The sequence below is a fragment of the Acidimicrobiia bacterium genome (assembly GCA_035651955.1).
GTDB lineage: Bacteria > Actinomycetota > Acidimicrobiia > IMCC26256 > JAMXLJ01 > JAMXLJ01.
Genome location: DASRES010000055.1, coordinates 61,110 through 88,045 on the forward strand (window position 1 = coordinate 61,110; position 26,936 = coordinate 88,045).

At 70.8% G+C, this 26,936-nt stretch carries 26 protein-coding genes and 1 pseudogene; 20 read left to right on the forward strand and 7 right to left on the reverse strand.

Annotation, left to right across the window (positions count from 1 at the left end; all coding sequences use genetic code 11):
- Positions 1–109: 109 nt before the first annotated feature.
- Genes VFC33_12590 through hemL form a run of 7 tightly spaced genes read left to right on the forward strand, consistent with a single transcriptional unit; the run spans position 110 to position 7,485 of the window.
- A complete protein-coding gene (locus VFC33_12590; protein ID HZR14075.1) occupies positions 110–871 on the forward strand; it encodes a redox-sensing transcriptional repressor Rex in 762 nt (253 codons plus the stop codon).
- Positions 868–1,491, forward strand: coding sequence for a bifunctional precorrin-2 dehydrogenase/sirohydrochlorin ferrochelatase (locus VFC33_12595; GenBank protein HZR14076.1), 624 nt, complete (start codon positions 868–870; stop codon positions 1,489–1,491). The genes VFC33_12590 and VFC33_12595 overlap by 4 nt, the downstream gene beginning before the upstream one ends.
- Positions 1,482–2,774: a glutamyl-tRNA reductase gene (locus VFC33_12600; GenBank protein ID HZR14077.1), complete on the forward strand. Its 1,293-nt coding sequence runs from the start codon at positions 1,482–1,484 to the stop codon at positions 2,772–2,774. The genes VFC33_12595 and VFC33_12600 overlap by 10 nt, the downstream gene beginning before the upstream one ends.
- Positions 2,775–2,776: 2 nt before the next feature.
- Entirely contained in the window at positions 2,777–3,670 is an 894-nt protein-coding gene (hemC, locus tag VFC33_12605) for a hydroxymethylbilane synthase (protein HZR14078.1), read from the forward strand.
- Positions 3,671–3,718: 48 nt separating this feature from the next.
- Positions 3,719–5,215: a uroporphyrinogen-III C-methyltransferase gene (gene cobA / locus VFC33_12610; GenBank protein ID HZR14079.1), complete on the forward strand. Its 1,497-nt coding sequence runs from the start codon at positions 3,719–3,721 to the stop codon at positions 5,213–5,215.
- Positions 5,216–5,227: 12 nt separating this feature from the next.
- The gene (gene hemB, locus VFC33_12615) at positions 5,228–6,211 is read left to right on the forward strand and encodes a porphobilinogen synthase (GenBank protein ID HZR14080.1); all 984 of its coding nucleotides are present in this window, start codon (positions 5,228–5,230) and stop codon (positions 6,209–6,211) included.
- Entirely contained in the window at positions 6,208–7,485 is a 1,278-nt protein-coding gene (gene hemL, locus VFC33_12620) for a glutamate-1-semialdehyde 2,1-aminomutase (GenBank protein ID HZR14081.1), read from the forward strand. Before hemB ends, hemL begins: the two co-directional genes overlap by 4 nt.
- A gap of 17 nt (positions 7,486–7,502) precedes the next feature.
- Here the strand turns inward: hemL and VFC33_12625 are convergent, their stop codons facing one another.
- The 7 genes from VFC33_12625 to VFC33_12655 form a co-directional block, all read right to left on the reverse strand.
- On the reverse strand, positions 7,503–7,718 hold the full coding sequence (locus VFC33_12625; GenBank protein ID HZR14082.1) for a hypothetical protein: 216 nt from the start codon (positions 7,716–7,718) through the stop codon (positions 7,503–7,505).
- A 19-nt stretch (positions 7,719–7,737) separates the two neighbouring features.
- Entirely contained in the window at positions 7,738–8,568 is an 831-nt protein-coding gene (locus tag VFC33_12630) for a hypothetical protein (protein ID HZR14083.1), read from the reverse strand.
- 18 nt (positions 8,569–8,586) lie between these two features.
- Positions 8,587–9,849: a c-type cytochrome gene (locus tag VFC33_12635; protein HZR14084.1), complete on the reverse strand. Its 1,263-nt coding sequence runs from the start codon at positions 9,847–9,849 to the stop codon at positions 8,587–8,589.
- Between the two features lie 33 nt (positions 9,850–9,882).
- Positions 9,883–10,713, reverse strand: coding sequence for a Rieske 2Fe-2S domain-containing protein (locus VFC33_12640; protein ID HZR14085.1), 831 nt, complete (start codon positions 10,711–10,713; stop codon positions 9,883–9,885).
- 19 nt (positions 10,714–10,732) lie between these two features.
- On the reverse strand, positions 10,733–11,476 hold the full coding sequence (locus VFC33_12645) for a menaquinol-cytochrome c reductase cytochrome b subunit (protein HZR14086.1): 744 nt from the start codon (positions 11,474–11,476) through the stop codon (positions 10,733–10,735).
- Positions 11,477–11,491: 15 nt separating this feature from the next.
- Complete coding sequence (gene extP / locus VFC33_12650) at positions 11,492–12,163, reverse strand: selenite/tellurite reduction operon b-type cytochrome ExtP (protein HZR14087.1); 672 nt, start codon at positions 12,161–12,163, stop codon at positions 11,492–11,494.
- A gap of 237 nt (positions 12,164–12,400) precedes the next feature.
- Positions 12,401–12,934: a hypothetical protein gene (locus VFC33_12655; GenBank protein HZR14088.1), complete on the reverse strand. Its 534-nt coding sequence runs from the start codon at positions 12,932–12,934 to the stop codon at positions 12,401–12,403.
- A 320-nt stretch (positions 12,935–13,254) separates the two neighbouring features.
- Between VFC33_12655 and VFC33_12660 the strand changes: the two genes are divergently transcribed.
- The 13 genes and pseudogenes from VFC33_12660 to nuoL all read left to right on the forward strand — a co-directional run.
- Positions 13,255–14,496: a geranylgeranyl reductase family protein gene (locus VFC33_12660; protein ID HZR14089.1), complete on the forward strand. Its 1,242-nt coding sequence runs from the start codon at positions 13,255–13,257 to the stop codon at positions 14,494–14,496.
- Between the two features lie 138 nt (positions 14,497–14,634).
- Entirely contained in the window at positions 14,635–15,123 is a 489-nt protein-coding gene (locus tag VFC33_12665) for an NADH-quinone oxidoreductase subunit A (GenBank protein ID HZR14090.1), read from the forward strand.
- 2 nt (positions 15,124–15,125) lie between these two features.
- Positions 15,126–15,572 (forward strand): annotated as a pseudogene (locus VFC33_12670) (NADH-quinone oxidoreductase subunit B family protein).
- 112 nt (positions 15,573–15,684) lie between these two features.
- Positions 15,685–16,278, forward strand: coding sequence for an NADH-quinone oxidoreductase subunit C (locus tag VFC33_12675; protein HZR14091.1), 594 nt, complete (start codon positions 15,685–15,687; stop codon positions 16,276–16,278).
- A gap of 183 nt (positions 16,279–16,461) precedes the next feature.
- On the forward strand, positions 16,462–17,769 hold the full coding sequence (gene nuoD, locus VFC33_12680) for an NADH dehydrogenase (quinone) subunit D (protein HZR14092.1): 1,308 nt from the start codon (positions 16,462–16,464) through the stop codon (positions 17,767–17,769).
- 2 nt (positions 17,770–17,771) lie between these two features.
- Positions 17,772–18,278: an NAD(P)H-dependent oxidoreductase subunit E gene (locus VFC33_12685; protein ID HZR14093.1), complete on the forward strand. Its 507-nt coding sequence runs from the start codon at positions 17,772–17,774 to the stop codon at positions 18,276–18,278.
- Positions 18,278–19,591 (forward strand): NADH-quinone oxidoreductase subunit NuoF, encoded by a 1,314-nt coding sequence (gene nuoF / locus VFC33_12690; protein HZR14094.1) that lies wholly within the window; start codon positions 18,278–18,280, stop codon positions 19,589–19,591. Before VFC33_12685 ends, nuoF begins: the two co-directional genes overlap by 1 nt.
- Positions 19,588–22,320 carry an NADH-quinone oxidoreductase subunit NuoG gene (gene nuoG / locus VFC33_12695; GenBank protein ID HZR14095.1) on the forward strand — a complete coding sequence of 911 codons (2,733 nt, stop codon included), beginning with the start codon at positions 19,588–19,590 and terminating at the stop codon, positions 22,318–22,320. The genes nuoF and nuoG overlap by 4 nt, the downstream gene beginning before the upstream one ends.
- Positions 22,317–23,540 carry an NADH-quinone oxidoreductase subunit NuoH gene (nuoH, locus tag VFC33_12700; protein ID HZR14096.1) on the forward strand — a complete coding sequence of 408 codons (1,224 nt, stop codon included), beginning with the start codon at positions 22,317–22,319 and terminating at the stop codon, positions 23,538–23,540. Before nuoG ends, nuoH begins: the two co-directional genes overlap by 4 nt.
- Complete coding sequence (gene nuoI / locus VFC33_12705; protein ID HZR14097.1) at positions 23,540–24,235, forward strand: NADH-quinone oxidoreductase subunit NuoI; 696 nt, start codon at positions 23,540–23,542, stop codon at positions 24,233–24,235. Before nuoH ends, nuoI begins: the two co-directional genes overlap by 1 nt.
- Complete coding sequence (locus VFC33_12710; GenBank protein HZR14098.1) at positions 24,232–24,816, forward strand: NADH-quinone oxidoreductase subunit J; 585 nt, start codon at positions 24,232–24,234, stop codon at positions 24,814–24,816. Before nuoI ends, VFC33_12710 begins: the two co-directional genes overlap by 4 nt.
- Entirely contained in the window at positions 24,813–25,118 is a 306-nt protein-coding gene (gene nuoK / locus VFC33_12715; GenBank protein HZR14099.1) for an NADH-quinone oxidoreductase subunit NuoK, read from the forward strand. The genes VFC33_12710 and nuoK overlap by 4 nt, the downstream gene beginning before the upstream one ends.
- Positions 25,119–25,152: 34 nt before the next feature.
- Positions 25,153–26,936: NADH-quinone oxidoreductase subunit L (gene nuoL, locus VFC33_12720; GenBank protein ID HZR14100.1), on the forward strand; the 1,784-nt coding region annotated here is incomplete at its 3' end.

The following is a 26,936-nucleotide window of genomic DNA, read 5'->3' on the forward strand; positions in this document are numbered from 1 at the left end:
ACCCACGACAGCATGTGCGTCCGCCGCTTGTGACTGAGTGCACAAGCGGCGCTAGGCTGGTCGCGAGTGGCCCACCGTCGGCGGGCCCGTTCCGAGGAGCGCGCAACCGGTGCCCGACCGTTCGCCCGCGGGGTCGCCCCGCCGGATCCCCGAAGCGACGGTCGCGCGGCTCCCGCTGTACTACCGCGCGCTCGTCGACACCGCCGAGCACCACACGACGACGGTGTCGTCCGAGCGGCTCGCCGAGATGGCCGGTGTCAACGCCGCGAAGGTCCGCAAGGACCTGTCCTACCTGGGCTCCTACGGGACGCGCGGCGTCGGGTACGACGTCGAGTTCCTCCTCGACCAGATCTCGCGCGAGCTCGGTCTTACCCGCGACTGGCCCGTCGTCATCTGCGGTGTCGGGAACCTCGGTCAGGCGCTGGCCAAGTACCGCGGCTTCGGCGCGCGCGGCTTCCGCATCGCCGCCCTGATCGACGCCGACGCCGAGAAGGTCGGTCAGAGCATCGAGGACCTGCCGATCCAGGCGGTCGACGAGCTGCCCCGGGTGGTGCAGGAGCGGGAGATCTCGATCGGGATGATCGCGACGCCCCCGAACGTCGCGCAGGAGGTCGCCGACCGGCTCGTCGCGGCCGGCGTCCGGTCGATCCTGAACTTCGCGCCCGCGGTGCTCTCGGTCCCCGACGGCGTGTCGATCCGCAAGGTCGACCTCGCCATCGAGCTGCAGATCCTGTCCTTCTACCAGCTGCGTCGGGGAGGCCCGCCCCGGTCCTCGGGCGGACGCCCCGGGCGTGACGGCCGTGACGGTCGCGACGGCACCGGCGCCGGCGGGACGCCCGACGACGACGGCCTGCGGGAGCGTGTGGGGTGACCGCGCGCGGCTACCCGGTGAACCTCGTGGTCGCCGGTCGCCGCTGTGTGGTGGTCGGCGCCGGTCGCATCGCGGCGCGCAAGATCGATGCGCTGCTCGACGCCGGAGCCCGCGTGCACGTCGTCGCGCCCCAGCTCGATCCCCGGGTCGCCGAGTGGCGCGACGCGGGCGTCGTGACGGTCGCGCAGCGGGCGTTCGAGGCGGCGGATCTCGACGGTGCGTGGCTCGCCACCACCGCCACGGGCGTGCCTGACGTGGACCACGCGGTCTTCGAGGCCGGTGAGGAACGCCAGATCTGGGTCAACTCCGCCGACGACCCCGCGAACTGCTCGTTCACGCTGATGTCGGTCGTGCGGCAGGGCGACGTCGTCGTCACGATCGGCACGAACGGCCGCAGCCCCGCCCTCGCGACCTGGCTACGCGACCGCATCCGCACGGAGCTCGGGCCGGAGTACGGGACCCTGCTCGACCTGCTCTCCGCGGAGCGGGAATCGATGCGGGCCGCGGGGCGTTCCAGCGAGACGGCCGATTGGCGAAAGGCCCTCGATTCGGGCATCCTCGACCTGATCCGCGCCGGCCGGGTCCCCGAGGCCAAGGAGCTGCTCCGCGCGTGTCTGTGATCGTGGTGGGCGTCAACCACCGGACCGCTCCGGTCGACCTCCTGGAGCGCGTCGCGGTCGCCCCCAGCGAGCTGCCGAAGGCGCTCCACGCGCTCGCCGCCCGCGAGCACCTCGCCGAGACCGTCGTGCTGTCCACGTGCAACCGCACCGAGGTGTACGCGCGCACCACCCTGTTCCACCCCGCCGTGCAGGACGTGCGCGACTACCTCGCCGGTCACGGCTCGGTCGATCCCGACGAGCTCGGCGACCACCTGTACACGTACCACGACGACGCCGCGGTCGCGCACCTCTTCGGTGTCGCCGCGGGCGTCGACTCGATGATCATCGGCGAGGGCGAGATCCTCGGCCAGGTGCGCGGCGCGTGGCGCACCGCGGAGGAGGAGGGGACGGCCGGGCAGGTCCTGTCGCGGGTGTTCCAGCAGGCGGTCGAGGTCGGGAAGCGGTCCCGTACCGAGACGGGCATCGGCCGCCACGCGGTGTCGGTCTCGTCCGCGGCGGTGGCGCTCGCGGTCGACCGGCTGGGGACGCTCACGACACGGCGCGTGCTCGTGCTCGGCGCGGGCGACGTCGGCGAAGGGATGGCGGTCGCGCTCGCGGGCGCGGGCGTCGCGGAGATCGTCGTCGCGAACCGAACGCCCGCGCGCGCCAACGACCTCGCGCGGCGAGTCGGCGGCCGCGCGATCTCGCTGGGCGAGGTCGCGGACGCGCTCGTCACGTGCGACGTGCTGCTGTCGTCGACCGGCGCGCCCGAGGTGATCCTCGAGCGCAGCGACGTCGAGCTCGTCATGGAACGCCGTGACGGGCGCGCGCTGCTCGTCGTCGACGTCGCGATCCCGCGCGACGTCGATCCCGGAGTACGGCAGGTCTTCGGCGTCACGCTGCTCGACATGGACGACATGAAGTCGTTCGCGGACCACTCGCTCGCGCAGCGGCAGCGCGAGGTCGGCAAGGTTCGGGCGATCGTCGCCGAGGAGCTCGAGCGGTTCCGCACGGAGCACACCGCACGTGAGGTCGCACCGATCGTGCGCGCGCTGCGCACCCGCGGCGAGGACGTGCGCCGCGCGGAGCTCGACCGTTTCCGCTCGCGTCTCGAAGCCCTCGATCCCGCCGCGCGCCGCACCGTCGAGGCGCTCACCGAGGGGATCGTCAACAAGCTGCTGCACGACCCGACCGTGCGCATCAAGGACGCCGCGGGAACTCCTCGCGGCGCGACCTACTCGGACGCGCTCACCGAGCTGTTCGGCTTGGTCGACGTCCCGCCCGAGCCCCCCACCGCGTCGTAGCGATGCCGACGCAGCCGGTGCGCCTCGCCACGCGCGGCAGTGAGCTCGCGCGCTGGCAGGCGGGACGCGTCGCGTCGATGCTCGACGCGCCCACGGAGCTGGTGATCGTGACCACGACCGGCGATCGCCGGGCGGACGTCCCGATCCACACCATCGGTGGCACCGGTGCCTTCGTGAAGGAGGTCGAGGAGGCGGTCCTCGACGGTCGCGCCGACGTCGCCGTGCACTCCGGCAAGGACCTCCCGTCGGCCCTTCCCGACGGTCTCGTCCTCGCCGCCGTCCCGGAGCGTGCCGACCCGCGCGACGCGCTCGTCGGTCGTGGTCTCGACGAGCTGCCGACGGGCGGACGCGTCGGGACGGGATCCGTCCGCCGGCGCGCGCAGCTCGCGGCGCTGCGTCCCGACCTGCTCTTCGGGGAGCTCCGCGGCAACATCCCGACGCGCGTCGCGCGTTCGCGTGAATTCGCTGCGGTCGTGGTCGCGTATTGCGCGCTGCAACGACTCGGCCTCGACGACCGCGTCGCGCAGGTCCTCGACCCGTCCACGCTCGTGCCCCAGGTCGCCCAGGGTGCACTCGCAGTCGAGTGCCGTGCGGACGACGCGCGCGCCCTCGAGCTCCTGGGCGCGGTCGACGACCGGCGGGCGCACCGGGCGGTCGACGCCGAGCGCGCGTTCCTCGCCGAGCTCGGCGGCGGATGCAACCTCCCGTGCGGCGCGCTCGCGACCGACCGCGACGACGGAGGTCTCGCGATGCGCGCGCTGGTCGCGTCGCTCGACGGGCGTGTCGTCCTGCGCGCCGAGGTGTCGGGGGACGACCCCCGCGCGCTCGGTGTCGAAGCCGCGCGTCGGCTCGTCCTGGAGTCCGGCGGCTCCGCGCTGCTCGACGATGCCGCCTGACACGCTGCGCGAGACGCGCGTGACAGTCCACCGGCCCGGGACGCGCGCGTGACCGTCTACCTCGTGGGCGCGGGTCCCGGGGATCCCGGTCTGCTGACCGTGCGCGGTGCCGAGGTGCTCGCGCGCGCGGACGTCGTCGTGCACGACCGCCTCGCGTCGGCCGCGCTCCTCGAGCTCGCGCCGCGCGAGGCCGAGCGGATCGACGTCGGCAAGGCGCCTGGGCGCGTGGAGATGGAGCAGCACGACATCGACGCGCTGCTCGTCGAGCGCGGCCGCGCTGGTCAGACGGTCGTGCGGTTGAAGGGCGGCGACCCGTTCGTGTTCGGCCGGGGCGGTGAGGAGGCGGAGGCCCTGGCCGCGGCGGGCGTGCCGTTCGAGGTCGTCCCGGGCATCACGAGCGCGATCGCGGCACCCGCGTACGCGGGGATCCCGGTCACCCACCGCGGACTCTCGACGCACTTCACCGTGGTGACGGGACACGAGGATCCGGCCAAGGGCCGCACCGACGTCGACTGGGAGGCGCTCGCGCGCGCCGGCGGCACCCTCGTCGTCCTCATGGGGGTCGGCCGCCTCCCGGCGATCGTCGATCGGCTCCTCGCGGGCGGCCTCCCACCCGACACGCCGGTTGCCGCGGTCCGCAACGGCACACGCCTCGACCAGGCCTCCGTGCGCGGGACGCTCGCCACGATCGCGTCCCTCGACGTGCGCGCCCCGTCGGCGATCGTCGTCGGCCCGGTCGCCGCGCTCGACCTCGCGTGGTTCGAGTCGCGGCCGCTGTTCGGCCGGACCGTCGTCGTCACGCGCGCACGCGAGCAGGCGAGCGGGCTGCGCGCCCGGCTCGAGGACCTCGGCGCGCAGGTCGTCGAGCTGCCCGCGATCGCGATCGAGCCCGTCGACGTCGTCCTTCCCGATCTCGGCGCCTACGAATGGCTCGTCCTCACGTCCGCGAACGGCGTCGACGCGCTGTTCGACCGCGGCCTGCGCCCGGCCGGGCTCGATGCCCGCGCACTTGCCGGCCTCCGCATCGCCGCGATCGGGCCGGGCACCGCGAGCGCGCTCGCGACGCGCGGGATCACGGCGGACCTCGTCCCCGAGCGCTTCGTCGCCGAGTCCCTCCTCGACGCGTTCCCGGCCCCGGGCGGCGCGCGCGGCCGGGCCGCCCGCGTGCTGCTCGCACGCGCGGAGCAGGCGCGCGACGTCCTTCCCGACGGCCTCCGGGCCCGCGGCTACGACGTCGACGTCCTCGTGCTGTACCGCACCACCACGTCCCGGCCGGACGACGCCGCGCTCGCCGCGGTCCGGGACGGGCGGGTCGACGCCGTCACGTTCACCTCCTCGTCGACCGTCCGGAACCTGTGCGAGGTCCTCGGCGGCCCGCTCGCCGACCGTCCGAGCGGCGGGCCCCTCGTCGTCTCGATCGGCCCCGTGACCTCGGCCACGGCCCGCGACCTCGGCGTACGGGTCGATGCCGAGGCGACCGAGCACACCATCGACGGGCTGGTCGCGGCCCTCGTCGACGGTCTCGCGGCCGCCGGGCGCCGGTAGCATCGGGACGCCATGGCGTTCCCCGACCAGCGCCCCCGCCGGCTGCGACGGACGCCCGCGCTGCGGCGCCTCGTCGCCGAGACCCGGCTGTCCGTCGACGACCTCGTCGCGCCGCTGTTCGTCAAGGACGGCATCCGCGAGCCCGAGCCCGTCCACTCGATGCCCGGAGTCGTGCAGCACACGCAGGAGAGCCTCCGCAAGGAGGTGCGTGCGCTCGCCGGCCTCGGCCTCCCCGCGGTCGTCCTCTTCGGTGTCCCCGCGACCAAGGACCCGGAAGGCTCGCAGGCCGACGCGTACGACGGTGTGGTGCAGGTCGCGCTGCGCAACCTCCGCGACGAGGTCGGCGACGCGATCACGCTGATCGCCGACGACTGCCTCGACGAGTACACCGACCACGGCCACTGCGGCCTGTTGCGCGACGACGGCAGCGTCGACAACGACGCCACGCTCGATCGCTACGCGTCGATCGCGGTCGCGCAGGCCGAGGCCGGGGCGGACGTCGTCGCGCCGTCGGGGATGATGGACGGCCAGGTCGGCGCGATCCGTGAAGCGCTCGACGACGACGGCTTCACCGACGTCGCGATCCTGGCGTACGCGGCCAAGTACGCGTCGGCGCTGTACGGACCGTTCCGCGACGCCGCCGAGTGCGCTCCCAGCTTCGGCGACCGTCGCGCGTACCAGATGGACCCGCCGAACGCGCGCGAGGCGATCGCGGAGACGACGCTCGACGTCGACGAGGGCGCGGACATCGTGATGGTGAAGCCCGCCCTCTCCTATCTCGACGTCATCAGCGCGCTGCGCGCGTCGTTCGACGTCCCCGTGGCGGCGTACCACGTGAGCGGCGAGTACGCGATGCTCAAGGCGGCCTCGCGCGAGGGATGGATCGACGGTGAGGCGGTGGCGCACGAGCACCTCGTCTCGATCAAGCGTGCGGGAGCCGACTTCGTGCTGACGTACCTCGCCCGCGAGACGGCCGAGCGTCTCCACGCGTCTTGAACCTCTTCGAGCGCGCCCGCGCGGTGATCCCCGGCGGTGTCAGCTCGCCCGTGCGGTCGTTCGCGGCCGTGGGCGGCGAGCCGTTCTTCGTCGCGCGCGCGGAGGGCCCGTATCTCGTCGCGACGGACGGCCGGCGGTACGTCGACTACGTGCAGTCGTGGGGTGCGTCGATCCTCGGCCATGCCCATCCCGTCGTCGTCGACGCCGTGAAGCGCGCCGCGGAGGCGGGCACGTCATACGGCGCGCCGACCGAGAACGAGGTACGCCTCGCGGAGGCGATCTGCGAGCGCGTCCCGTCCGTCGAGAAGGTGCGGCTCGTCTCGTCGGGGACCGAGGCGGCGATGACCGCGCTGCGTCTCGCTCGCGGAGCCACCGGTCGCGACACGATCGTGAAGTTCGCGGGCGGCTATCACGGTCACAGCGACGCGTTGCTCGTCGCCGCGGGCAGCGGCGTCGCGACGCTCGGCATCCCGGGCTCGGCCGGCGTCACCGCGGGTGCGGCGGCCGACACGCTGGTGCTGCCGTTCAACGACGACGCCGCGCTCGACACGGCGTTCGACGAACGCGGCGACGACATCGCCGCGGTGATCGTCGAACCGGTCGCGGCCAACATGGGCCTCGTCGAACCGTGCGACGGGTTCCTCGCGCGGCTGCGCGACCGGTGCGACGCGCGCGGCGCGCTCCTGATCTTCGACGAGGTCATCACCGGCTTTCGCGTCGCCCGCACGGGCGCGCAGGGACTGTTCGGCGTGACGCCCGATCTCTCGATCTTCGGGAAGGTCGTCGGCGGGGGCCTGCCGCTCGCGGCGGTGGGCGGCCCCGCCGCGCTGATGGACGAGCTCGCGCCGGTCGGCGCCGTCTACCAGGCCGGCACGCTGTCGGGGAACCCGCTCGCGACCGCGGCCGGACTCGCGGTCCTCGAGCTGCTCGACGACGGCGTGTACGCGACGCTCGCCGACCGCGCCGCGTTCCTCGCCGCCGGGCTCACGACCGTGCTGCGCGAGGCGGATCTCGCGGTGCAGGTCCCACGGGTCGCGACGCTCCTCGGGCTGTTCTTCTCACCCGTGCCCGTGACCGACTACGAGAGCGCGCAGGCCGCCGACGTGAAGCTCCACGCGGCGTTCTTCCACGCGATGCTCGAACGGGACGTCTTCCTCCCACCGAGCGCGTTCGAGGCGATCTTCCTCGGCCTCGCGCACGAGTGGCCCATCCTGGAGCGCACCGTCGAGCTGGCCGGCGCGGCCGCGCTCGACGTCGCGAAGCGGGCGCGCTGAGGAAGCGCCCGGCTCGCCTACTCGCGCTCGCGGCGGCGCCGGATGCGGTCGAGGAAGAACAGCGCCGTCGCGATCACGTACACCATGATCACGAGCCCGAGGAACGCCTCGGCACCACCCGGGTACCCGTTCTCGCCGCCCGCGTTGATCAGCTGCTGTGCCGACGCGGGCGCCGCGAGCGCGACGAGCGCGAGCGTGGCGACCGTCGTGACGTACGCGACTCGGCGTGTCATCCGGTGCATCGTCGCCTCCTCAGAGCCTCGCCGGCACCGGCGCGCCGCCGGCGCGCTCGGCCTCGGCCGCCATCTCCTGCAGGTCGCGCTCACGCCAGTGGAGCCCGAGCAGCGACAGCGCGAACAGCACGACCGACGCGAAGAACACGACGAGCGGCGGGACGCGCATCGAGCCGAGGTCGAGCTCGAACACGAGGTAGCTCACCGGCTTCGTCGGGTCGCACGTCGGGGTCGGCAGCGGTGCGCCGAACGGCACCCGGACGTTCTTCACCGGGCATACCTGGGCGACCGCGTAGTACGGCTTGTGGGTGAACTGCAGCTTCAGCGGGTTCGGGTGGCTCCCGCCGACGGTGCGGATGTTCGACACGACGTAGTCCGTCGACTGCTGGAACTTCGCGAACGGCCCCGGTGTCGGCGGCTTGGCGCCACCGACGGCGGTCGGGATGACGAGCACCGCGTCAGCCGCGGCCTTGATGTTCGCCTCGTCGGCGGCGGCCACGGGCTTGCCCTGCGTCTTGATGTTGCGGATCTCCGCGACCTTGGACGCGCTCGGCGAGTCGAGTTGCGCGACCGCCTTCCACGTCGGCTGCCGGCCCTTCAGCGTGTCGAGCGGTGAGGCCGTCGTCAGCCAGAGCAACGACAGCAGGCACATCATCCCTGTGAGGCCCGACACCGCGATGAGGAAGCCGAGGCGCGCGCCGAGGTTCGTCGTCAGCAACAGGTACACGGAACCGCAGAACAGCCCGACGGCGGCCACCACGACGAGAATGCCGAGGACCGTCGGGTACCACAGCGACCTGTGCGCGAGCCCTTGTGAGGTCGAGGTCTGCGCGATGACGAGTCCGATCACGTCGTGAGCTCCCCGCGGTTAGAGGCTGCGCTCGTAGGCGATGATGGCGTCGATCTGCTCCTTCGAGAGGAGCGTGCCGAAGTGCGGCATGCGCCCGGACGAGATGCCGCGCACGCCGTACTGCTTGTTCGCCTCGACCCCGTCGGCGATCCACGTGTACTGCTCCGTGATCCCCTCGGGGCCGGGGAACTGGTCGACGACGGCGCCGTTCGTCAGGTTCGGGCCGAACGCGCCCGTGCCCTGCGCAGACGGGAGTGGTACGCCGCCCTTGGTCGGGTCGAAGTACGACCAGCCTCTCGTGTGGCAGCGCGCGCAGTTGGCCTGGAACAGCAGGTTCCCGTACGCGATCTGCGCGGGGCTGTTCTGCACGTTCGGGTCACCCGACTTCCACGTCGTGACGAGCTGTTGGGTCTGCTGCGCGTAGACCTGCGAGTTCTTGATCGCAGCCTGCGCGTTCGTGATGTCCTCGCGGTCGAGCTGGACCGCCGTCTGCAGGTCCTTGTCGGTCGGGTTCTTCGCGAGCGCGGCCTCGTCCTGGGCCAGCTGCTGCTGCGCGCTCGCGAGGTTGTCCCGCGCGGTCTTCACGTTGGACTGCGCGGTGCTGATCATGCTGTTGAGATCGCTCTGCTCCTGCTGCTGCGCCTTCGCGGGCGACAGCTGGATGCTCTGCAGGTACGCGATGAGGTCGTCCACGCTCTGCGTGTTCTTCGACCCGCCGCCGGCGACACCCCACGCCGGCATCGGCGTGCCGGGCCGGCCGTACGTGATGATCTGGTTCACCTGCGCGGGTGTGTACCGCAGCAGCACGGTGTTCAGCGCCGGCGCGCGCCACGTCACCTGGACGGGTTGGTTGCTGCCGCTCGCCGGCGGTTGCAGGACGTACGTCGTCGACCCGCCGCTCGCGTCCGTGCCGTGGCAGTCGGCGCAGCGCAGTGACTGCGTCGGGTCGTACGCCTTCATCGTGTCGTTCGCGAACAGGGTCGCACCCCGGTCGACGGCCGCCTTGTCGAACCCTGCGACCGCCTTCGACTCGCGCGTCGGCTCCCACAGCCAGTAGATCGGGAGCGCGGCGGCGATGATCACCGCGCACCACAACGCCCAACCGAGGGCACGCTCGAGCTTCGGGCCCTCGAGCTCGGCGTCGGTCAGGTACGGACGCTGGTTCTGGGGCAGCTTCGCGTCCGGGTTCCGGCGCGCCGACAGCACGCGGTACACGAGCACGCCCGCGATGAAGAGCGCCGCGATGATGTTGATGATGATGAGGCCCTTGCGTACGGTCATCGAGAGGTCGCCTTCGCCTTCACTCCGCCGCGATCAACCCACGCAGTGCGGGCCTTCCGCGCCCTGGCCGGTCGTGTCGGTGCCGATCGGCGGTCCGAGCACGATGAGCCCGGTGTCGATCGTGACGTTCTGACCCGAGATGTAGACGGCGAACCGGTCGAGCCCGCGTGGCGCGGGGCCGCCGGTCTTCTCGCCGACCCGGTTGTACTTCGAGCCGTGGCACGGGCACTCGAACCACTGCGAGGTCTGGCAGAACGGCACGCGGCAGCCGAGGTGCACGCACTTCTGGTACAGGGCGACGATCCCCTGCTGCATGCCCGTGTAGATGACGGGCGCGTAGATCTTCTTCGCCTTCGGTAGGTCGGCCTTCGGATAGGGGACGATGTACGCGCGCGCGTCGGGGATGTAGAAGGGCTGCTTCTTGTCGGTGTTGTACGCGAGCATGTCGGCGAGCGAAGCCCCCGCGGGGATCTTGCCGCCGAACCCGCCGGAGCCGCTCGGCCACAGGAACGCGAGCACGCCCGCGCCGAGGCTGCCGAGCGCGAGCGCCATCGCGCCGATGATCCCCCAGCCGAAGAACTGACGCCGCGACAGCCCGAGCTCCTCGTCGGTGACCGGCGTCCGCTCGGCGGGGACGCGTGCGCCGCGCGTCGCGGGGACCGACGCGCCGCCTGCCAGCGCGCGCCGCTCGTCGCTCTCCTTGCCGGGACGCATGTCGTCGGGGATCCCTTCCTCGCTTCGGTCGCTCCGGAGTGTCTCTCGGCTCAACGTGCCCGTGCTCGCGTTCCGCCGTCCCATCGTGAAGATCGCGACGATCGCCGCGATGAACAGGATCGGGATCGCGATGATGAGGGCGAGTGCCACGGGCGCGTGCTTCCTGCAGCTAGAGATCGAAGAAGATGCCGTTGCTCCACGGGAAGGTGAAGTTGAAGCCCTTCGCGCGGAAGAACGATCCGATGATCACGAGGACCGCCCAGAACATCAGGAAGACGGTGAAGATCGAGATCGCGAACTTCCGGTCCGCGGGGTTCTGCGACGGCGTCTTGTCGATGTAGGGCGTGACGATCAGCAGGAAGATGCCCATCCCCGGGATGGTCACGCCCGCGACCATCGGGTGGAACATCGTCAGCAGCTCCTGCAGACCACTGAAGTACCACGGCGCCTTCGACGGGTTCGGTGTCGAGTTCGGGTCGGCGAGGCTGAGCAACGGCGCGCGCACGAGCGCGGAGAAGATGATGAGCGCCGCGCACACCGTGAGGATGGCGGCGAACTCGATCACGAGCAGGTGCGGCCACGTGTTGACCTTGCCCTCGGCCTCGGCGCGCGTCTGCTGGATGGAACCGGCCTTCACGAACGCGAGCAGCCGCTCCTCGCGCTCACTCGTCGTCGCGACCGCCGTGGCCGTGCCACCGCGGCTGACGCCGCCGCCGTTCCCGCCGTTGCCGCCGGTCGAGCGCGTCGCCGGCGCACCGTCGCCCGTGCCGCCGTCTCCCATCGCGGCCACTCGCTCGTGCGCGCGCTCCAGGAGGTTCTCCGGGATGTCCTCGCGCGCGACGGCTTCGGCGGCTTCCGACGACGCGGCGGGAGGTTCCTCGGCTGTCGGCGTCTCGTCGGGGATGTCGGGCATCTGCTTCCTCCCGGCCTACAGCGGACCGCTGATGCCGCCGTCCTTGCGGACGCGCCAGAAGTGGATCGCCATGAAGATGACGATGGTGAACGGTAGGAGCAGCACGTGGAGTACGTACCATCGCAGCAACGTGTCGCCGCTGATCTCCTTGGAACCCAGCAGCACGTAGCGCACCGAGTTCCCGAACACCGGGGTGTAGCCCATCATGTTCGTGCCGACGGTGACCGCCCACAGTGCGAGCTGGTCCCACGGCAGCAGGTAGCCGGTGAACGACATGAGCAGCGTGAGCGTCAGCAGGATGACGCCGATCACCCAGTTGAACTCGCGGGGTGCCTTGTACGCGCCGTGGTAGAAGACGCGGCTCATGTGCAGGAAGACGGACAGCACCATCAGGTGCGCCGCCCACCGGTGCATGTTGCGGACGAGTGACCCGAAGTAGACGGCGGTCTCGAGCGTCTTGACGCTGTCCCACGCGGACGCCGCGGTCGGCCGGTAGAAGAACATCAGGAAGATGCCGGTCACCGTGAGCAGGATGAAGAGGAAGAACGACAGCCCGCCGAGGCAGAGCGTGTACGACACCTTCACCGCGTGCCGCTTCACCTTCACCGGGTGGAGGTGGTACAGCACGCTGTTCATGATCACGTAGGAGCGCTGACGGGGCGTGTCCGCGTGATCCTTCCGGAACACCGATCCAGGCCGGAGGATCGACGTCACCACCTGCGAGCTCGCGAGCTTGTCGCCGGTCTCGCGTGCGCGATCCACGAGGCGCGCGCCCGGGCCTCCCTGCCCGTTCCTGCCGTTCGTGCCGTTGCGAATCGCCACGGACCTTCTCCTCGCGTGGTCCTCCGGGGGCGTTCCCACGTCCGGTCGTCGGATCGCGCCCGGTGCTCCCGTTGTGTGAACGTGCGGTTCAGGTCCGCGACATCACGCGCGGCCCTTGGCGACGGCGGAGCGTCGCCGCAGCGGACGGCCGAACTTCGAGCGGCCGGTGGTCGGCGACTCGCCCCGCTCCGCGAGCTCGGCCGCGGTCGGCCGGCTCTGCCACTTCAGGAACAGGACGATGTTCGTCAGGAAGAACACGACGTAGATGCCGACGGCGATGATGTCGCGGACGTTCTGCTGCGTCATGCTGAACGGCCAGTTCCACGGGAGGCCGAGCATCGACTGCTGGCTGCGCCACACGAACTTGTCGGCGGTCCACTGCAGGTACTTGTCGGAGAAGGTGATCCACTCCGACGGGATGACCGCGTAGCAGACGAGGAACATCGCGAACACGCCGACCGCGCCGGCCATCGCCTGTGCCCACGTCACGGGGCGATCGGACTTTGGCTTGCTCGCGAGGTAGCCGCCGATCGCGAACCCGATCACCGCGACGACGCACCCCCAGATGAGACGACCAGCGGCCGGCGCCCACCCAAAGTGGAACGCGTCCCTGAAGAAGTCCATCACGTTGGGCATCGCGCGGAAACGTCTCCTGGTTCGCCGGCGCGGACCCGGCACGCGCCCCGCTTCATAACACGGTAGATGGGCGCGCGGCACATCGCGGTGGACCGCTTCGGAGCACCGCGTCGCGCGCCACGCAGCGCGACTCGAAGCAGGCTCGCGCGTGCTCGTGTGCGACGATTCCCACGTGAGCGAGCGGAGCGTGAGCGGAGCGGAAGCGGGGCCCGAGCGGCCCGCGCCGTAGGCGCGAGAGCGGGGAACATGAGCGAGCGGAGCGTGAGCGGAGCGGAAGCGGGGCCCGAGCGGCCCGTGCCGTAGGCGCGAGAGCGGGGAACATGAGCGAGCGGTACGACGTGCTCGTCGTCGGCGCCGGACCCGCGGGTGCCGCCGCGGCGTACTGGCTCGCGAGCGGCGGGCGGCGCGTGCTCGCGATCGAACGCAAGCGCTTCCCGCGCGAGAAGACGTGCGGCGACGGCCTCACGCCGCGCGCGGTGCGGCAACTCCACGACATGGGGCTGCAGGACCGGCTCGCGGGACACCAGCGCTTCGACGGCCTCCGCTCGATCGCGCACGGCATCACGCTCGAGCTCGCCTGGCCCGACCATCCGGTCTTCCCGCCCTACGGCTACGTCGTGCGGCGCCGGGACCTCGACGCGATGGTCGCCGAGCGGGCCGTCGACGCGGGGGCGGAGCTGTGGACCGGTGCGGAGGCGGTCGCTCCTGTCGTCGAGGACGGGCTCGTCCGGGGAGCGTCGGTCCGGCGTGACGGTGCCACGGAGCGTGTCGACGCCCGGGTCGTCGTGGTCGCCGACGGTGCGAACTCGCGCTTCGGGCGCGCGCTCGGCACCGAACGGCGGCGGCGCTACCCGCTCGGCATGGCGATCCGCGGGTACTTCGAGAGCCCGTTCCACGACGAGCCGTGGATCGAGAGCCACCTCGACCTGCGTGATCCCGACGGGAACCACCTCCCGGGCTACGGGTGGGTGTTCCCGGTCGGTGACGGCACCGTCAACGTCGGCGCCGGCCTCCTCTCGACGTTCCACGGCTGGAAGTCGGTGAACACGACGCGGCTCATGGAGGCGTTCGTGGCCACCGCGCCCCAGCGGTGGGGCATCCGGGCCGAGACGGCGTGCGGGCCGCCGACGGGCGGCAAGCTGCCGACGGGCGGCTCGGTGGAGCCCAAGGTGGGGCCGACCTGGCTGGTCGTCGGCGACGCCGCGGGATCGGTCAATCCGTTCAACGGTGAGGGCATCGCCTACGCGTACGAGACCGGACGGATGGCGGCCGCGGCGGTCGAGGAGGCGCTCGCGACGGGTGACGGCCTCGCGCTGCACGGCTACACCGCGCAATTGGAGAAGGAGTACGACCTCTACTTCCGCGTCGCTCGCGCGTTCGTGAAAGCGATCGGCAACCCGGCCGTGATGCGCGAGCTGACCCGGGTCGGGATGCGGTCACGCACGCTCATGGAGTGGGTGCTGCGGATCATGGCGAACCTGCTGCGGCCGGACGAGCTCGGGCCCGCCGAGGCCGCGTACCGCGCGGTCGAGCGGCTGGTCGCGCTCGGGCCGGAACCGTGACGCGCGCAGCGCGCGTGGCACGATGCCCGGCCGGGTGCGCCGCCGCCGAAAGGTCGTGGCACGATATGACAGTGACCGAGCTTGCTTCACCGTGCCGTCGATGCGGTCGGGTAGCCTGCGCGCGAGAGGGAGGTTGACGTGGTCCAGTACCTGCCCATCCTCGCCATGATCGTGCTCGTGCTGATCTTCGTCGTGGCGTCGTTCGCGGCCTCGACGTTGCTCTCGCCGAAGCGACCGAACCCGGCGAAGACGGCGCCCTACGAGTCAGGGATCGTTCCCGAGGTCGCGCCCGCCGAGCGGTTCCCGGTGAAGTTCTATCTGGTCGCGCTGACGTTCATCGTGCTCGACGTCGAGATCATCTTCCTCTACCCGTTCACGACCGTGTACCGCGGGATGGGCACGTACGGACTCGTGCTGATGGGTGTGTTCCTGCTCGTGCTGCTCGTGCCGTTCGCGTTCCTGTTGTCGACCGGCGCGCTCGACTGGGGACCGATGAAGCGAGCTCCGGTGCGCGTCGGCGAGGGCGTGCTGCGCGCGTCGAGCATCCCACCGCTCACGGTCGGCTCGTCCGACACCGGCGACGGCGAGGCACGCGGCGGCGCGCCCGAGATCGAGGAGGCGAGCTAGCGATGGGCCTCGACCAGGTCCCGCACAACTTCCTGACCGCGCGCGTCGAGGATCTCGTCAAGTGGGCACAGCGCAGCTCGGTGTGGCCCGCGACCTTCGGTCTCGCCTGTTGCGCGATCGAGATGATGGCGACCGGCGCCGCGCACTACGACACCGCTCGGTTCGGGATGGAGATCTTCCGGGCGAGCCCCCGCCAGGCCGACCTGATGATCGTCGCCGGTCGCCTCAGCCAGAAGATGGCCCCGGTCCTGCGTCAGGTCTACGACCAGATGGTCGAGCCGAAGTGGGTCATCTCGATGGGCGTCTGCGCGAGCTCGGGCGGGATGTTCAACAACTATGCGATCGTCCAGGGCGTCGACCAGATCGTGCCCGTGGACGTGTACGTGCCCGGCTGTCCGCCCGGCCCGGAGACGCTCCTGCACGGGATCCTCACGCTGCACGAGAAGATCCGCAACGGCGAGCTGCTCCGCAGGCGGGAGGACAGCGCGACCGGCGGCGCGGGCGTCGCGCTCGACGAGCGGGTCTCGGCCTGACGGGCGACGACGGGGGACTGACGGCGGCATGGCGGACGATGAGGCTCGTGAAACGATTCCCAAGGACGGCGCGGACGCCGCGACCGGCGAGGTCGCGCGCGCGGGCGCGCCGGCGCCCGACGACGACGTCGCGGCCGCGCTGATCGAGCGCTTCCCGGACGTCCTCTTCTTCCGCTCGCACACCCAGCCCGTCCTCCACGTCCCGCGCGGGCGATGGCACGACGTCGCGCAGTCGCTGCGCGACGACGAGTCGTTCGACCAGTGCGTCGACGTCACCGCCGTCGACCATCTCGTCGATCCCGCGCGTCTCGTCGCGCCCGGGGTCGACCCGGAGCGCTTCGAGGTCGTCACGAACTTCCTGTCGCACACGCGCAACCGGCGCATCCGTTGCATCGCGCAGGTGCCCGCGGACGATCCCGTGATCGCCAGCCTGGTCGACCTGTATCCCGGGTTGTCGTTCCCGGAGCGCGAGACGTACGACCTGTTCGGCATCCGGTTCGAGGGCCATCCCGACCTCACCCGGATCCTCATGCCCGACGACTGGATCGGTCACCCCTTGCGCAAGGACGACGCGCCTGCCCGCGTGCCCGTCACCTTCAAGGAAGACCCCAGCCCGCGATGACATTGCTCCGCTCCCACTCCGCTACTTCGGCTTCGCCTCATCCGCTCCGTTCGCTCCGCGGGACATTGCTCCGCTCCCACTCCGCTACTTCGGCTTCGCCTCATCCGCTCCGTTCGCTCCGCGGTGCTCGCTCGCTCTCGCTCGCGGTCGTGAAGAGCGGGTGGCCCGAGGAGGTCGGCGCTCATGAGTGAGATGACGGACGTCGTCGAGTTCTCGCCCGACGAGGAGCGACTGCAGCGCCAGACCGACGAGGGGTCGCAGGAGCTGCGCACGAGCGTGCGCGACGTCGTCGTCACCGGCGGGCAGTGGCCCGAGGGTGAGGACGAGGGCGACACCATGATCATCAACATGGGGCCGCAGCACCCGTCCACGCACGGCGTGCTGCGCCTCATGATGGAGCTCGACGGCGAGACCGTCCTCCAGGTGAAGCCGGTCATCGGCTACCTGCACACCGGGATGGAGAAGACGGGCGAGGAGCTCACGTACGCGCAGGGCTCCACGAACGTCACGCGCATGGACTACGCCGCGCCGCTGAGCAACGAGCTCGTCTACTCGCTCGCGGTCGAGCGGCTTCTCGACCTCGAGCTCCCGCCGCGCGCGACGTGGATCCGGATGATGATGGTCGAGCTCAACCGCATGTCGTCGCACCTGCTGTTCCAGGCGACGAACGGCATGGACATCGGCGCGCTCTCGATGATGATCTACGGCTGGCGCGAGCGAGAGGAGACGTTGCGGTTCCTCGAGAAGGTCACCGGCCTGCGGATGAACCACAACTACATCCGGCCCGGTGGTGTCGCGGCCGACCTGCCCGACGGCTGGCAGGACGACGTGCTCGAGCTCTGCAAGCTCGTCGAGGCGGGTGTCAGCGAGTACGACGCGCTGCTCACCGAGAACCCCATCTGGCTCGAGCGCATGGTGGGCGTCGGCGTCATCACGACGGAGCAGGCACTCGCGCTGGGCGCGACCGGGCCGATCCTCCGCTCGACCGGGATGCCGTGGGACCTCCGCAAGGCGCAGCCGTACCTCGCGTACGACGACGTCGACTTCGACATCATCTACACGAGCAACGGCGACTGCTTCGACCGCTACCGCATCCGGCTCTACGAGATCCTCGAGTCGGTGAAGATCGTGCGCCAGTGCGTCGAGCGCATGCCGGCCGGTGACTTCCGCGTCCAGGACCGCAAGGTCACGCCGCCGCCTCGCGCGCGCATCGACGAGTCGATGGAGGCGCTGATCCATCACTTCAAGCTGTTCACCGAGGGCTTCAAGGTGCCCGCCGGTGAGACGTACGTCGCGATCGAGTCGCCTCGCGGCGAGATCGGGTGCTATCTCGTAGCCGACGGGACCGGGAAGCCGTGCCGTCTGCACATCCGCGGCCCGTCCTTCTACAACCTGCAGTCCGTGAGCACGATGGGACGCGGCGCGATGGTCGCCGACGCCGTCGCCGTCGTCTCCAGCATCGACCCGATCATGGGGGAGGTCGACCGCTAGCGATGGCGTTCACACCGGAGAACCGCGCGCGTGCGCGCGAGATCGTCGCGCGCTATCCGCGGCCGAAGTCGGCGATCCTCCCGCTCGCACACCTCGCGCAGGACCAGGACGGGTGGTTGTCGCGCGACGCGATGTGCGAGATCGCGGAGCTCGTGGGTCAGACGCCGGCCGACGTCCTCGGCACGTGCTCCTTCTACACGATGCTCAAGCGCGAGCCCGTCGGCCGCCTGGTCGTGTCGGTGTGCACGAACGTGAGCTGTCTCGTCACCGGCGGACCGCAGGTTCTGGATCACCTTCGTCACCGCTACGCGGACGACCCCGAGGTCTACGTCGAGGAGGTCGAGTGCCTCGCGGCGTGCGGCGGCGCGCCCGCGATGCAGGTGAACTACGAGTTCCACGAGAACGTCACGCCCGACTCCGCGGAGGGCATCGTCGAGGCGTACAAGCGTGGCGAGCTGCAGGCGCGGACGGTGTCCGGCGCGCGCGTGGCGTCGGGGAGCAGGTCCTGATGGCCGACGCTCGCGAGACGCGCATCATCACGAAGCGGCTGCACGATCGGCCCGACGACTCGTGGACGCTCGACGCCGCGCTGGCGACGGGCGGGTACGACGGGTTGCGCAAGGCCCTGACCATGACCGGCGAGGCCATCGGCCAGGAGCAGGTGAAGGCTTCGGGCCTGCGTGGGCGCGGTGGTGCTGGCTTCCCGACCTCGAACAAGTGGTCGTTCCTGCCGAAGGGCAGCTACCCGCGCTACCTCGTCGTGAACGGCGACGAGGGCGAGCCGTCCACGTTCAAGGACCGGATGCTCGTCGAGCGCGACCCGCACCAGTTGGTCGAGGGCGTCGCGATCGCCGCGTTCGCGATCGAGTGCAACCTCGCGTTCATCTACCTGCGCGGCGAGTTCGCGCTCGGGTACGAGCGCGTCACCGCCGCGATCGACGAGGCGTACGCGCGCGGGTTCCTCGGGAAGAACATCCTCGGTTCGGGGTTCGACCTCGACATCGTCGTGCACCGTGGCGCGGGCGCGTACATCTGCGGCGAGGAGACCGCGCTGCTCGAGAGCCTCGAGGGTGAGCGGGGCATGCCGCGCATCCGGCCGCCGTTCCCGGCGGTGGAGGGGCTGTACGCGAAGCCAACCGTCGTCAACAACGTCGAGACGCTCTCGACGCTGCCGCACATCATCCTCATGGGGGGCGAGGAGTACGCCAAGCTCGGCGTCGGCCGCTCGACCGGGACGCGCATCTTCTCGTTGTCGGGGCACGTGAACCGGCCCGGCAACTACGAGGTGGAGCTCGGGATCACGTTCCGCGACCTGCTCTACTCGCCCGAGCTCGGCGGCGGCATCCCCGGCGGCCGCGCCGTCAAGATCATCATCCCGGGTGGCGCGTCGTCGCAGTGGCTCACCGGGTCGGACGAGCACCTCGACGCGCCGCTCGACATGGACGCCGTCGGCCAGTTCGGTGTCATGCTCGGTTCGGGCGCGGTGATGGTCTTCGACGAGACGACCAACCCCGCGCTGGTCGCGTGGCGCCTCGCGAAGTTCTTCGCCCACGAGAGCTGCGGGAAGTGCACGCCCTGCCGCGAGGGCACCGGCTGGATCGAGAAGGTGCTGTACCGGCTGGCGAACGGTCTCGGGCGCCCCGAGGACCTCGACATGCTGCTCGACGTCGGCGACAACATCTCGCCCGGCCTCAACGCGCCGTTCAGCCAGACCACGATCTGCCCGCTCGGCCCGAGCGCGGTGTCGGCGGTCGTCAGCCTCGACAAGTACTTCCGTGACGAGGTGCTCACGATGGTCGGCAAGACGGGAGCCGTGGCGTGACCGCGACCAACGACGCCCCGGCCACGGCGAAGGTCACCATTGACGGGCGCGTCTTCGAGGCGCAGCCGGGCGAGCTGCTGATCAAGGTCGCGCAGGACAACGGCGTGTACATCCCGCGGTTCTGCTGGCACGAGCGCATGAAGCCCGTCGGCATGTGCCGCATGTGCCTCGTCCAGATCGAGGGCGTGCGGGGCTACCCGCCGGCGTGCACGACGACGGTCACCGACGGCATGGTCGTCGACACGACGAGCACGACCGTCGAGAAGATCCAGGACGGCGTCCTCGAGTTCCTCCTCATCAACCACCCGCTCGACTGCCCGGTGTGCGACCGCGGTGGTGAGTGCCCGCTGCAGGACCAGACGCTCGCGTTCGGCCCGGGGGAGTCGCGCTTCGTGGAGGAGAAGCGCCACTTCGCGAAGCCGGTGCCGATCAGCGACGTCGTGCTGCTCGACCGCGAGCGCTGCATCCAGTGCGGTCGCTGCACTCGCTTCGCCGACGAGATCGCGGGCGACCCGCTCATCGACTTCGGCGAGCGCGGCGGCCAGATGCAGGTCATCACGTACCCGGGCGAGCCGTTCCGTTCCTACTTCTCGGGCAACACGGTGCAGATCTGCCCGGTCGGCGCGCTGACGTCGAAGCCGTACCGGTTCAAGGCCCGGCCGTGGGACCTGTCGAGCGTCGAGACGAGCTGCGTCGCGTGCGCGGTGAACTGTCGGGGCGCGCTGCAGTCGTCGTCGAACCGTCTCGTGCGCCTGCTCGGCGTCGACTCCGAGCCGGTCAACCACGGCTGGTTGTGCGACAAGGGCCGCTACGGGTTCGAGTACGTGCACGCGCCCGAGCGCGTGCGCGCGCCGATGGTCCGCCGGGACGGCGAGCTCGTCGAGACGTCGTGGCCGGAGGCGCTCGACGCCGCGGCCGACGGGCTCTCGCGTGCGATCGACGAGCACGGTCCGAGCGCAGTCGCGGTGCTCGGTGGCGCGCGCGGGTCGAACGAGGACGCGTACGCGTGGGCGCGCTTCGCGAAGGGTGTCCTGCGCACCGACAACGTCGACTGCCAGCTCGACGACGGTCTGCCCGCCGAGGTCGTGCTCGGTGCGCGCCGGGCGACGATCCCCGACTGCGACCGCGCCGCCGCGATCGTCGTGCTCGCGCCGGACCTCAAGGAAGAGCTCCCGGTGCTGTTCCTGCGGCTGAAGCGCGCTGCGCTCGAGCTCGGCGTGCCGATCGTGGACGTCGCGGCGCGCGACAACGGGCTGACCCGCTACGCGCGCGCGATCGTGCGCCACGACCCGGGCGAGGCGGCGACCGCGGTGCACAAGCTCGCCAACGCGCTGGGCGGTGCGGTGACCGGGGACCGCCACATCGACGACGCCGCGGCCGCGGTGCGCGAGCGCAGCGGCGACGTCGTCGTCGTGCTCGGCCGCCCGTCGCTCGCGGAGTCCGCGTCGCTCGTCGTCGCGGCCGCGTCCGAGCTGCTCACTCGTCCCGAGGTCAAGGTGCTCTCCGCGCTGCGGCGCGGGAACGTGCACGGCGCGCTCGACCTGGGCCTCGCGCCGGGCTTCCTGCCCGGTCGCGTCTCGCTCGAGGACGGTCGCCAGTGGTTCGGCGACGCGTGGGGCGGTGTCCCGGAGGAGCGGGGACTCGACGCCGCCGGGATCCTCGATGCCGCGCGCGCGGGACGCATCCACGCCCTCGTGCTCCTCGGCGCCGACCCGGTCGCCGACCATCCGGACCGGCAGGTCGCGCGCGACGCGATCGCGCGCGCGGGGTTCACCGTCGCGGTCGGCGCGTTCCTCACCGACAGCGCCCGCGACGCGGACGTCTTCCTGCCCGTGTCGCTCTGGGGCGAGAAGAGCGGCACGACCACGAACCTCGAGGGTCGCGTGCAGCGGCTCGGCCAGAAGGTGTCGCCGGAGGGCACGACGATGCCCGACTGGCGCATCGCGGTCGAGCTCGCGGCCCGCTGCGGTCACGACTTCGACCTCGAGTCGGTCGAGGAGGTGCAGGACGAGATCGCGCGTCTCTCGCCGGCGCACGCGGGGGTCGACTCCGCGCTGATCCTGCGCGCGCGTGACGGCGTCGTGCTCCCGGTCGCCGAGCACGCCGACGAGCTCGAGCTCGGGCCGGTGCGCATCCCCGTCACCGACATGTCGTGGGAGCCGATCCGCACGGGGACCATCGCGGACGAGGGGATCACGCCGACCCGGCTGACCGACGCGCTCGAGGCGACGGGTCAGGGCGCGACCACGACGATCAAGCCCGGGACGGAGCCGTCGCCCGAGTCCGAGGAGACCGCGCGCGCGGCGCGGGAGTCCGCGCTCGAGGCGGCGACGAGCGCGGCCGCGCAGGAGCCCGCGCTGTTCAAGTGGACGCCGCACGCCGAGCATCCCGAGCTCCCGACGCGCGACGCGTACGCTCTGCGTCTCGTGGCGGCACGGAAGCTGTACGACAAGGGCGACCAGGTCGTGCACTCCGCGTCGATCGCGCACCTCGCGACAGAGACGTCCCTGCGCGTCAATCCCAGCGAGCGCGACCGCATGGGAGTCGCGGACGGCGACACGGTGCGCGTGACGAGCGGGCGCGGCGCGATCACGGTTCCCATCGTCGGTGACGCGGGGACGCCGCCGGGCGTCGCCTTCCTCGCGTTCACCCAGTCGGGGCCCGGTCCCGCCGATCTCGTCGACGCGTCCGCCACGGTCACCGACGTGCGTGTGGAGACCGTGCGATGAGCGTGCTCGCCGCGGGCGATCCGCTGTTCTCGCACGGGATCGACTTCACGGTCGCGCTCATCGTGATCGTGAAGACGATCATCGTCTTCGCGCTCCTGCTGCTGAGCGTCCTGCTCTACATCTGGTTCCTGCGCAAGATCATCGCCGACATGCAGAACCGCGTCGGGCCGGAGCGCGCCGGGCCCTTCGGTCTGCTCCAGACGCTCGCCGACGGCATCAAGCTGTTCTTCAAGGAGCAGTCGATGCCCGAGAGCGCGGATCGCGCGGTGTTCCGGCTCGCGCCCTACCTCTCGATCATGCCTGCGTTCCTCGCGTTCGCGATCGTGCCGATCGGCGGGGTCGTCACCGTGGCCGGCCATCGCACCTACGTGCAGCTCGCCGACTTCCCGATCGGGATCCTGTTCCTGCTCGCGATGTCGGGCATCGGCCTGTACGGGGTGATGCTCGCGGGTTGGTCGTCAGGCTCGAAGTACCCGCTCCTCGGCTCCGTCCGCGCCTCGGCGCAGCTGCTGAGCTACGAGGCCGCGCTCGGGCTGTCGATCGTCGGCGTGCTCGTGCACACCGGCACGCTGTCGACGCGCGACATCGTGTCGCAGCAGGCGTGGACGGGGACCTGGGGCACCAACGTCGGGAACTGGCCGATCTGGAACTGGCTGGTCTGGCCGGCGTTCGTCGCGTTCTTCATCTTCGTCATCGCGGCCGTCGCCGAGACGAACCACCCGCCGTTCGACCTCGTGGAGGCGGAGCAGGAGCTCGTCGGCGGGTTCCACACCGAGTACACCGGCATCCGCTTCGCGATCTTCTATCTCGCGGAGTTCATGAACCTCATCACGATGTCCGCGATCGCGGTGACGCTGTTCCTTGGCGGCCCGGCCGGTCCGCACATGCCGGGCCTCGCCGCGAACGGCTGGTTCAACGCGTGGGTCATGCCCATCTTCTGGTTCATGCTGAAGGTCATCGTGCTGCTCTTCTGCACGGTGTGGATCCGCGCGACCTTGCCGCGGCTCCGCTACGACCAGCTCATGGATCTCGGCTGGAAGTTCCTGATCGAGATCGCCTTCCTGTGGCTGATGGTCTCCGGCGTGATCCGCGTCGCACGCGAGGAGCACTGGAACCTCTGGATCGTCGCGCCGGTCGCGGCCGTCGCCGCGTGCCTGGTGTACGGGGTCCTGTACCTCTCGATCCCGAAGCGCGACGAGTTGGTGGAGGAAATTCGCTGATGGGGCTCGCGAAGGGGTTCGGCGTCACGCTGCGCCAGATGTTCCGCCCGCGCGTCACCGAGCGGTTCCCCGCCGAGACGCGCCCGAAGCCGTCCCGCATGCACGGCCGGCACGTCCTTAACCGCTACGAGGACGGCATGGAGAAGTGCATCGGCTGCGAGCTGTGCGCGGGGATCTGTCCGGCCAAGTGCATCTACGTCCGTGGTGCCGACAACCCGCCCGACGCGCCCGTCTCGCCGGGTGAGCGGTACGGGTTCGTCTACGAGATCAACTACCTGCGGTGCATCCACTGCGACATGTGCGTCGAGGCCTGCCCAACCGAGGCGATCACCGAGACGAAGCTGTTCGAGTTCTCGTTCACGAACCGGTCCGACGCGATCTACACGAAGAACGAGCTCCTCGTGGGCGACGACGGCCGCGCGCGCAAGCAGCCGTGGGAGCTGTGGCTCGGCGACTACGAGGCCCACACGAGCGAGTGGATGCGCGCGACCTCGCCGTCCGGCTCGGCCGTGTACGAGGGTCGCGTCTCGTGGTCGGGCGAGCTCGGCTGGGGTGTCAAGGCGCCCGAGGTCGGTCAGTCGAAGGCGCTGGACGAGCGCGCGATCGACCGGCCGCCGCCCGCGGAACCCGTCGCCGACGTCGACGAGGAGCACGGCGGCGACGTCGCACGCGACGGCGAGGTGCGGGACGCGTGATCGAGACGATCCTCTTCTTCGTCTTCGGCGCGTTCGCGCTCACGGGCGCGCTCGGTGTCGTGCTCGCCCGCAACCCGGTGCACAGCGCGCTGTTCCTCGTGCAGACCCTCGTCAGCATCGCGGTCTACTTCGTGCTCGAGGACGCGCAGCTCGTCGCGGCGGTGCAGGTGATCGTCTACGCGGGCGCGATCGTCGTGCTGTTCCTGTTCGTGATCATGTTGCTCGGTGTCGACCGCGTCGAGAACCTGCAGCACGAGCCGATCCCGTACCAGCGGCCAATCGCGATCCTGCTGTCCGTCGCGGCACTCGTGATGGTGCTGGTCCTCGCGGGCGGCACGTGGGCGACGGGCGCGCACACGTCGCGCGGCGTCCCGGTCAACGGTGGCGCGTCGAACCTCGGCGGCAACGTCAACCGCGTGGCGCGCGTCCTGTTCACCGACTTCCTCTGGCCCTTCGAGCTCACGGCCGTGCTGCTCGTCATCGCGGTCGTCGGTGGCGTCGCGCTCGCCCGCCGGAGCAGCCACCGCCCGCCGCCGATCGAGGCGCCCGCCGACGAGACCGAGGAGGTTCCGGCGCGATGACCGTGACGGGCAACTACTACCTCGTGCTCGCCGCGCTGCTCTTCACCATCGGCGCGGTCGGTCTGCTGCTGCGCCGCAACGTCCTCGTGATGTTCATGTGCATCGAGCTGATGCTGAACGCCGCCAACCTGACGTTCGTGACCTTCGCGCGGATGCTCAACGACATCGGCGGACAGGTCCTCGTCTTCTTCACGCTGGTCGTCGCAGCCGCGGAGGTCGCGGTCGGACTGGCGATCATCGTCGCGATCTTCCGGCGCCGGCAGGGCGCGACGGCCGACGACATCGATCTCCTGAAGGGCTGACCTTGCGCACGTCGACGAACGGGGGGGCCACACCGTGACCGCGCGGGATCTGCTCGACCTGGTCTGGATCATCCCGCTGCTGCCGCTCGTCGGCTCGGCGGTGCTGCTGCTGTTCGGCAAGCGCATCGGTGAGCCGCTGTCGGGCTGGATCGCGACCACGCTGTCCGGGCTCACGTTCGTCTGGTCGGGGGTCATGTTCTTCGCGCTGCGCGACATCCACCCGCGCAGCCACGTCCGCAACATCTGGTCGTGGTTCCCGGCCGGCGGGTTCCAGGTGAAGCTCGGCTTCCTCGTCGACCCGCTGTCGGTGACGATGCTGCTCTTCGTCACGTTCGTCGGGACGTTCATCCACCTGTACTCGATCGGCTACCTGCACGGCGACAGCCGGTTCTCGCGGTTCTTCGCGTACCTGAACCTGTTCCTGGCCGCGATGCTCGTGCTCGTCCTGGGGAGCAGCTTCCTCGTCACCTTCCTCGGGTGGGAGGGTGTGGGGCTCGCGTCGTACCTCCTGATCTCCTTCTGGTTCGAGCGGAACTCGGCGGCGGTCGCGGGCAAGAAGGCGTTCGTCACGAACCGCGTCGGCGACTTCGGGTTCATGATCGCCATGTTCCTGATCTTCGCCCACCTCGGCAGCCTCGACTACGGCGTGATGAACGCGCAGGCGCACACCCTGTCGAACGGTGCCGCGACCGCGATCGCGCTCCTGCTGTTCCTCGGCGCGATGGGCAAGAGCGCGCAGCTGCCGCTCCACATCTGGCTGCCGGACGCGATGGAGGGCCCCACGCCGGTCTCGGCGATGCTGCACGCCGCGACCATGGTCACCGCCGGCGTGTTCCTGGTGTGTCGCGCGCACCCGTTCTTCCAGCACAGCGGCTCGGCCGGCGAGTGGGTCGCGTGGTTCGGCGCGATCACCGCCTTCTTCGCGGCGACGGTCGCGATGGTGAACAACGACATCAAGCGCGTGCTCGCGTACTCGACGATCAGCCAGCTCGGCTACATGTTCCTCGCCGCCGGTGTCGGCGCGTACGACGCCGCGATCTTCCACATGGTCACGCACGCCTTCTTCAAGGCGCTGCTCTTCCTCGGCGCGGGCTCGGTGATGCACGGCCTGCACGACGAGCAGGACATGCGCCGCATGGGTGGCCTGCGCCGGTTCATGCCGGTCACCGCGACGACGTTCATCGTCGCGTGGCTCGCGATCGCCGGCATCTTCCCGTTCGCCGGCTTCTGGTCGAAGGACGAGATCCTCGCCCGTGCGTGGTTCCACGAGTCGTACGCGCTGTGGGCGATCGGTGTGGTGACCGCGCTCCTCACGGCCTTCTACATGGCGCGCCAGGTCTGGCTCGTGTTCTTCGGCAACGAGCGGTGGCACCCCGTCACGGAGGCGTCGACGGGCACGCCGGCGGTCGACACGGCGATCGCGGCGACCGGACCGGCGAGCGGCGACGAGCCCGTGAACGTGACGGCACACGCCGACGAGCCCGTCCACGTCGCGCGGCACGAGGACGCGCACGACGAACCGCACGAGTCGCCGTGGCTCATGGGCCTCCCGCTCGTGGTCCTGGCGGTCGGCGCGCTCTTCGCCGGCCTCCTCGATCTCCCGTTCAGGAGCATCGAGTACCTGAACCACTGGCTGGAACCCGTGTTCGTGGGCGTCCACGTCTCCGAGGGCTCGTTCTCGACGGCCTTCGCGCTCTCGACGACCGCGTTCGTGCTCGCCGTGGTCGGCGTCCTCGTCGCGATCTCGATGTACCGCCGCGGCATCCCGAGCTTCGACGGCGACCCGTTGCCGGAGCGGCTGGGTCCGCTCGCGAAGGT

Coding starts and splice junctions, on each gene's coding strand:
- nuoK (HZR14099.1), top strand. CDS start 24,813: ATGACCGTGACGGGCAACTACTACCTCGTGCTCGCCGCGCTGCTCTTC.
- VFC33_12675 (HZR14091.1), top strand. CDS start 15,685: ATGGCGGACGATGAGGCTCGTGAAACGATTCCCAAGGACGGCGCGGAC.
- nuoF (HZR14094.1), top strand. CDS start 18,278: ATGGCCGACGCTCGCGAGACGCGCATCATCACGAAGCGGCTGCACGAT.
- nuoI (HZR14097.1), top strand. CDS start 23,540: ATGGGGCTCGCGAAGGGGTTCGGCGTCACGCTGCGCCAGATGTTCCGC.
- VFC33_12625 (HZR14082.1), bottom strand. CDS start 7,718: ATGACACGCCGAGTCGCGTACGTCACGACGGTCGCCACGCTCGCGCTC.
- VFC33_12635 (HZR14084.1), bottom strand. CDS start 9,849: ATGACCGTACGCAAGGGCCTCATCATCATCAACATCATCGCGGCGCTC.
- nuoH (HZR14096.1), top strand. CDS start 22,317: ATGAGCGTGCTCGCCGCGGGCGATCCGCTGTTCTCGCACGGGATCGAC.
- VFC33_12645 (HZR14086.1), bottom strand. CDS start 11,476: ATGCCCGACATCCCCGACGAGACGCCGACAGCCGAGGAACCTCCCGCC.
- nuoD (HZR14092.1), top strand. CDS start 16,462: ATGAGTGAGATGACGGACGTCGTCGAGTTCTCGCCCGACGAGGAGCGA.
- hemB (HZR14080.1), top strand. CDS start 5,228: ATGGCGTTCCCCGACCAGCGCCCCCGCCGGCTGCGACGGACGCCCGCG.
- hemC (HZR14078.1), top strand. CDS start 2,777: ATGCCGACGCAGCCGGTGCGCCTCGCCACGCGCGGCAGTGAGCTCGCG.
- VFC33_12660 (HZR14089.1), top strand. CDS start 13,255: ATGAGCGAGCGGTACGACGTGCTCGTCGTCGGCGCCGGACCCGCGGGT.
- VFC33_12685 (HZR14093.1), top strand. CDS start 17,772: ATGGCGTTCACACCGGAGAACCGCGCGCGTGCGCGCGAGATCGTCGCG.
- VFC33_12655 (HZR14088.1), bottom strand. CDS start 12,934: ATGCCCAACGTGATGGACTTCTTCAGGGACGCGTTCCACTTTGGGTGG.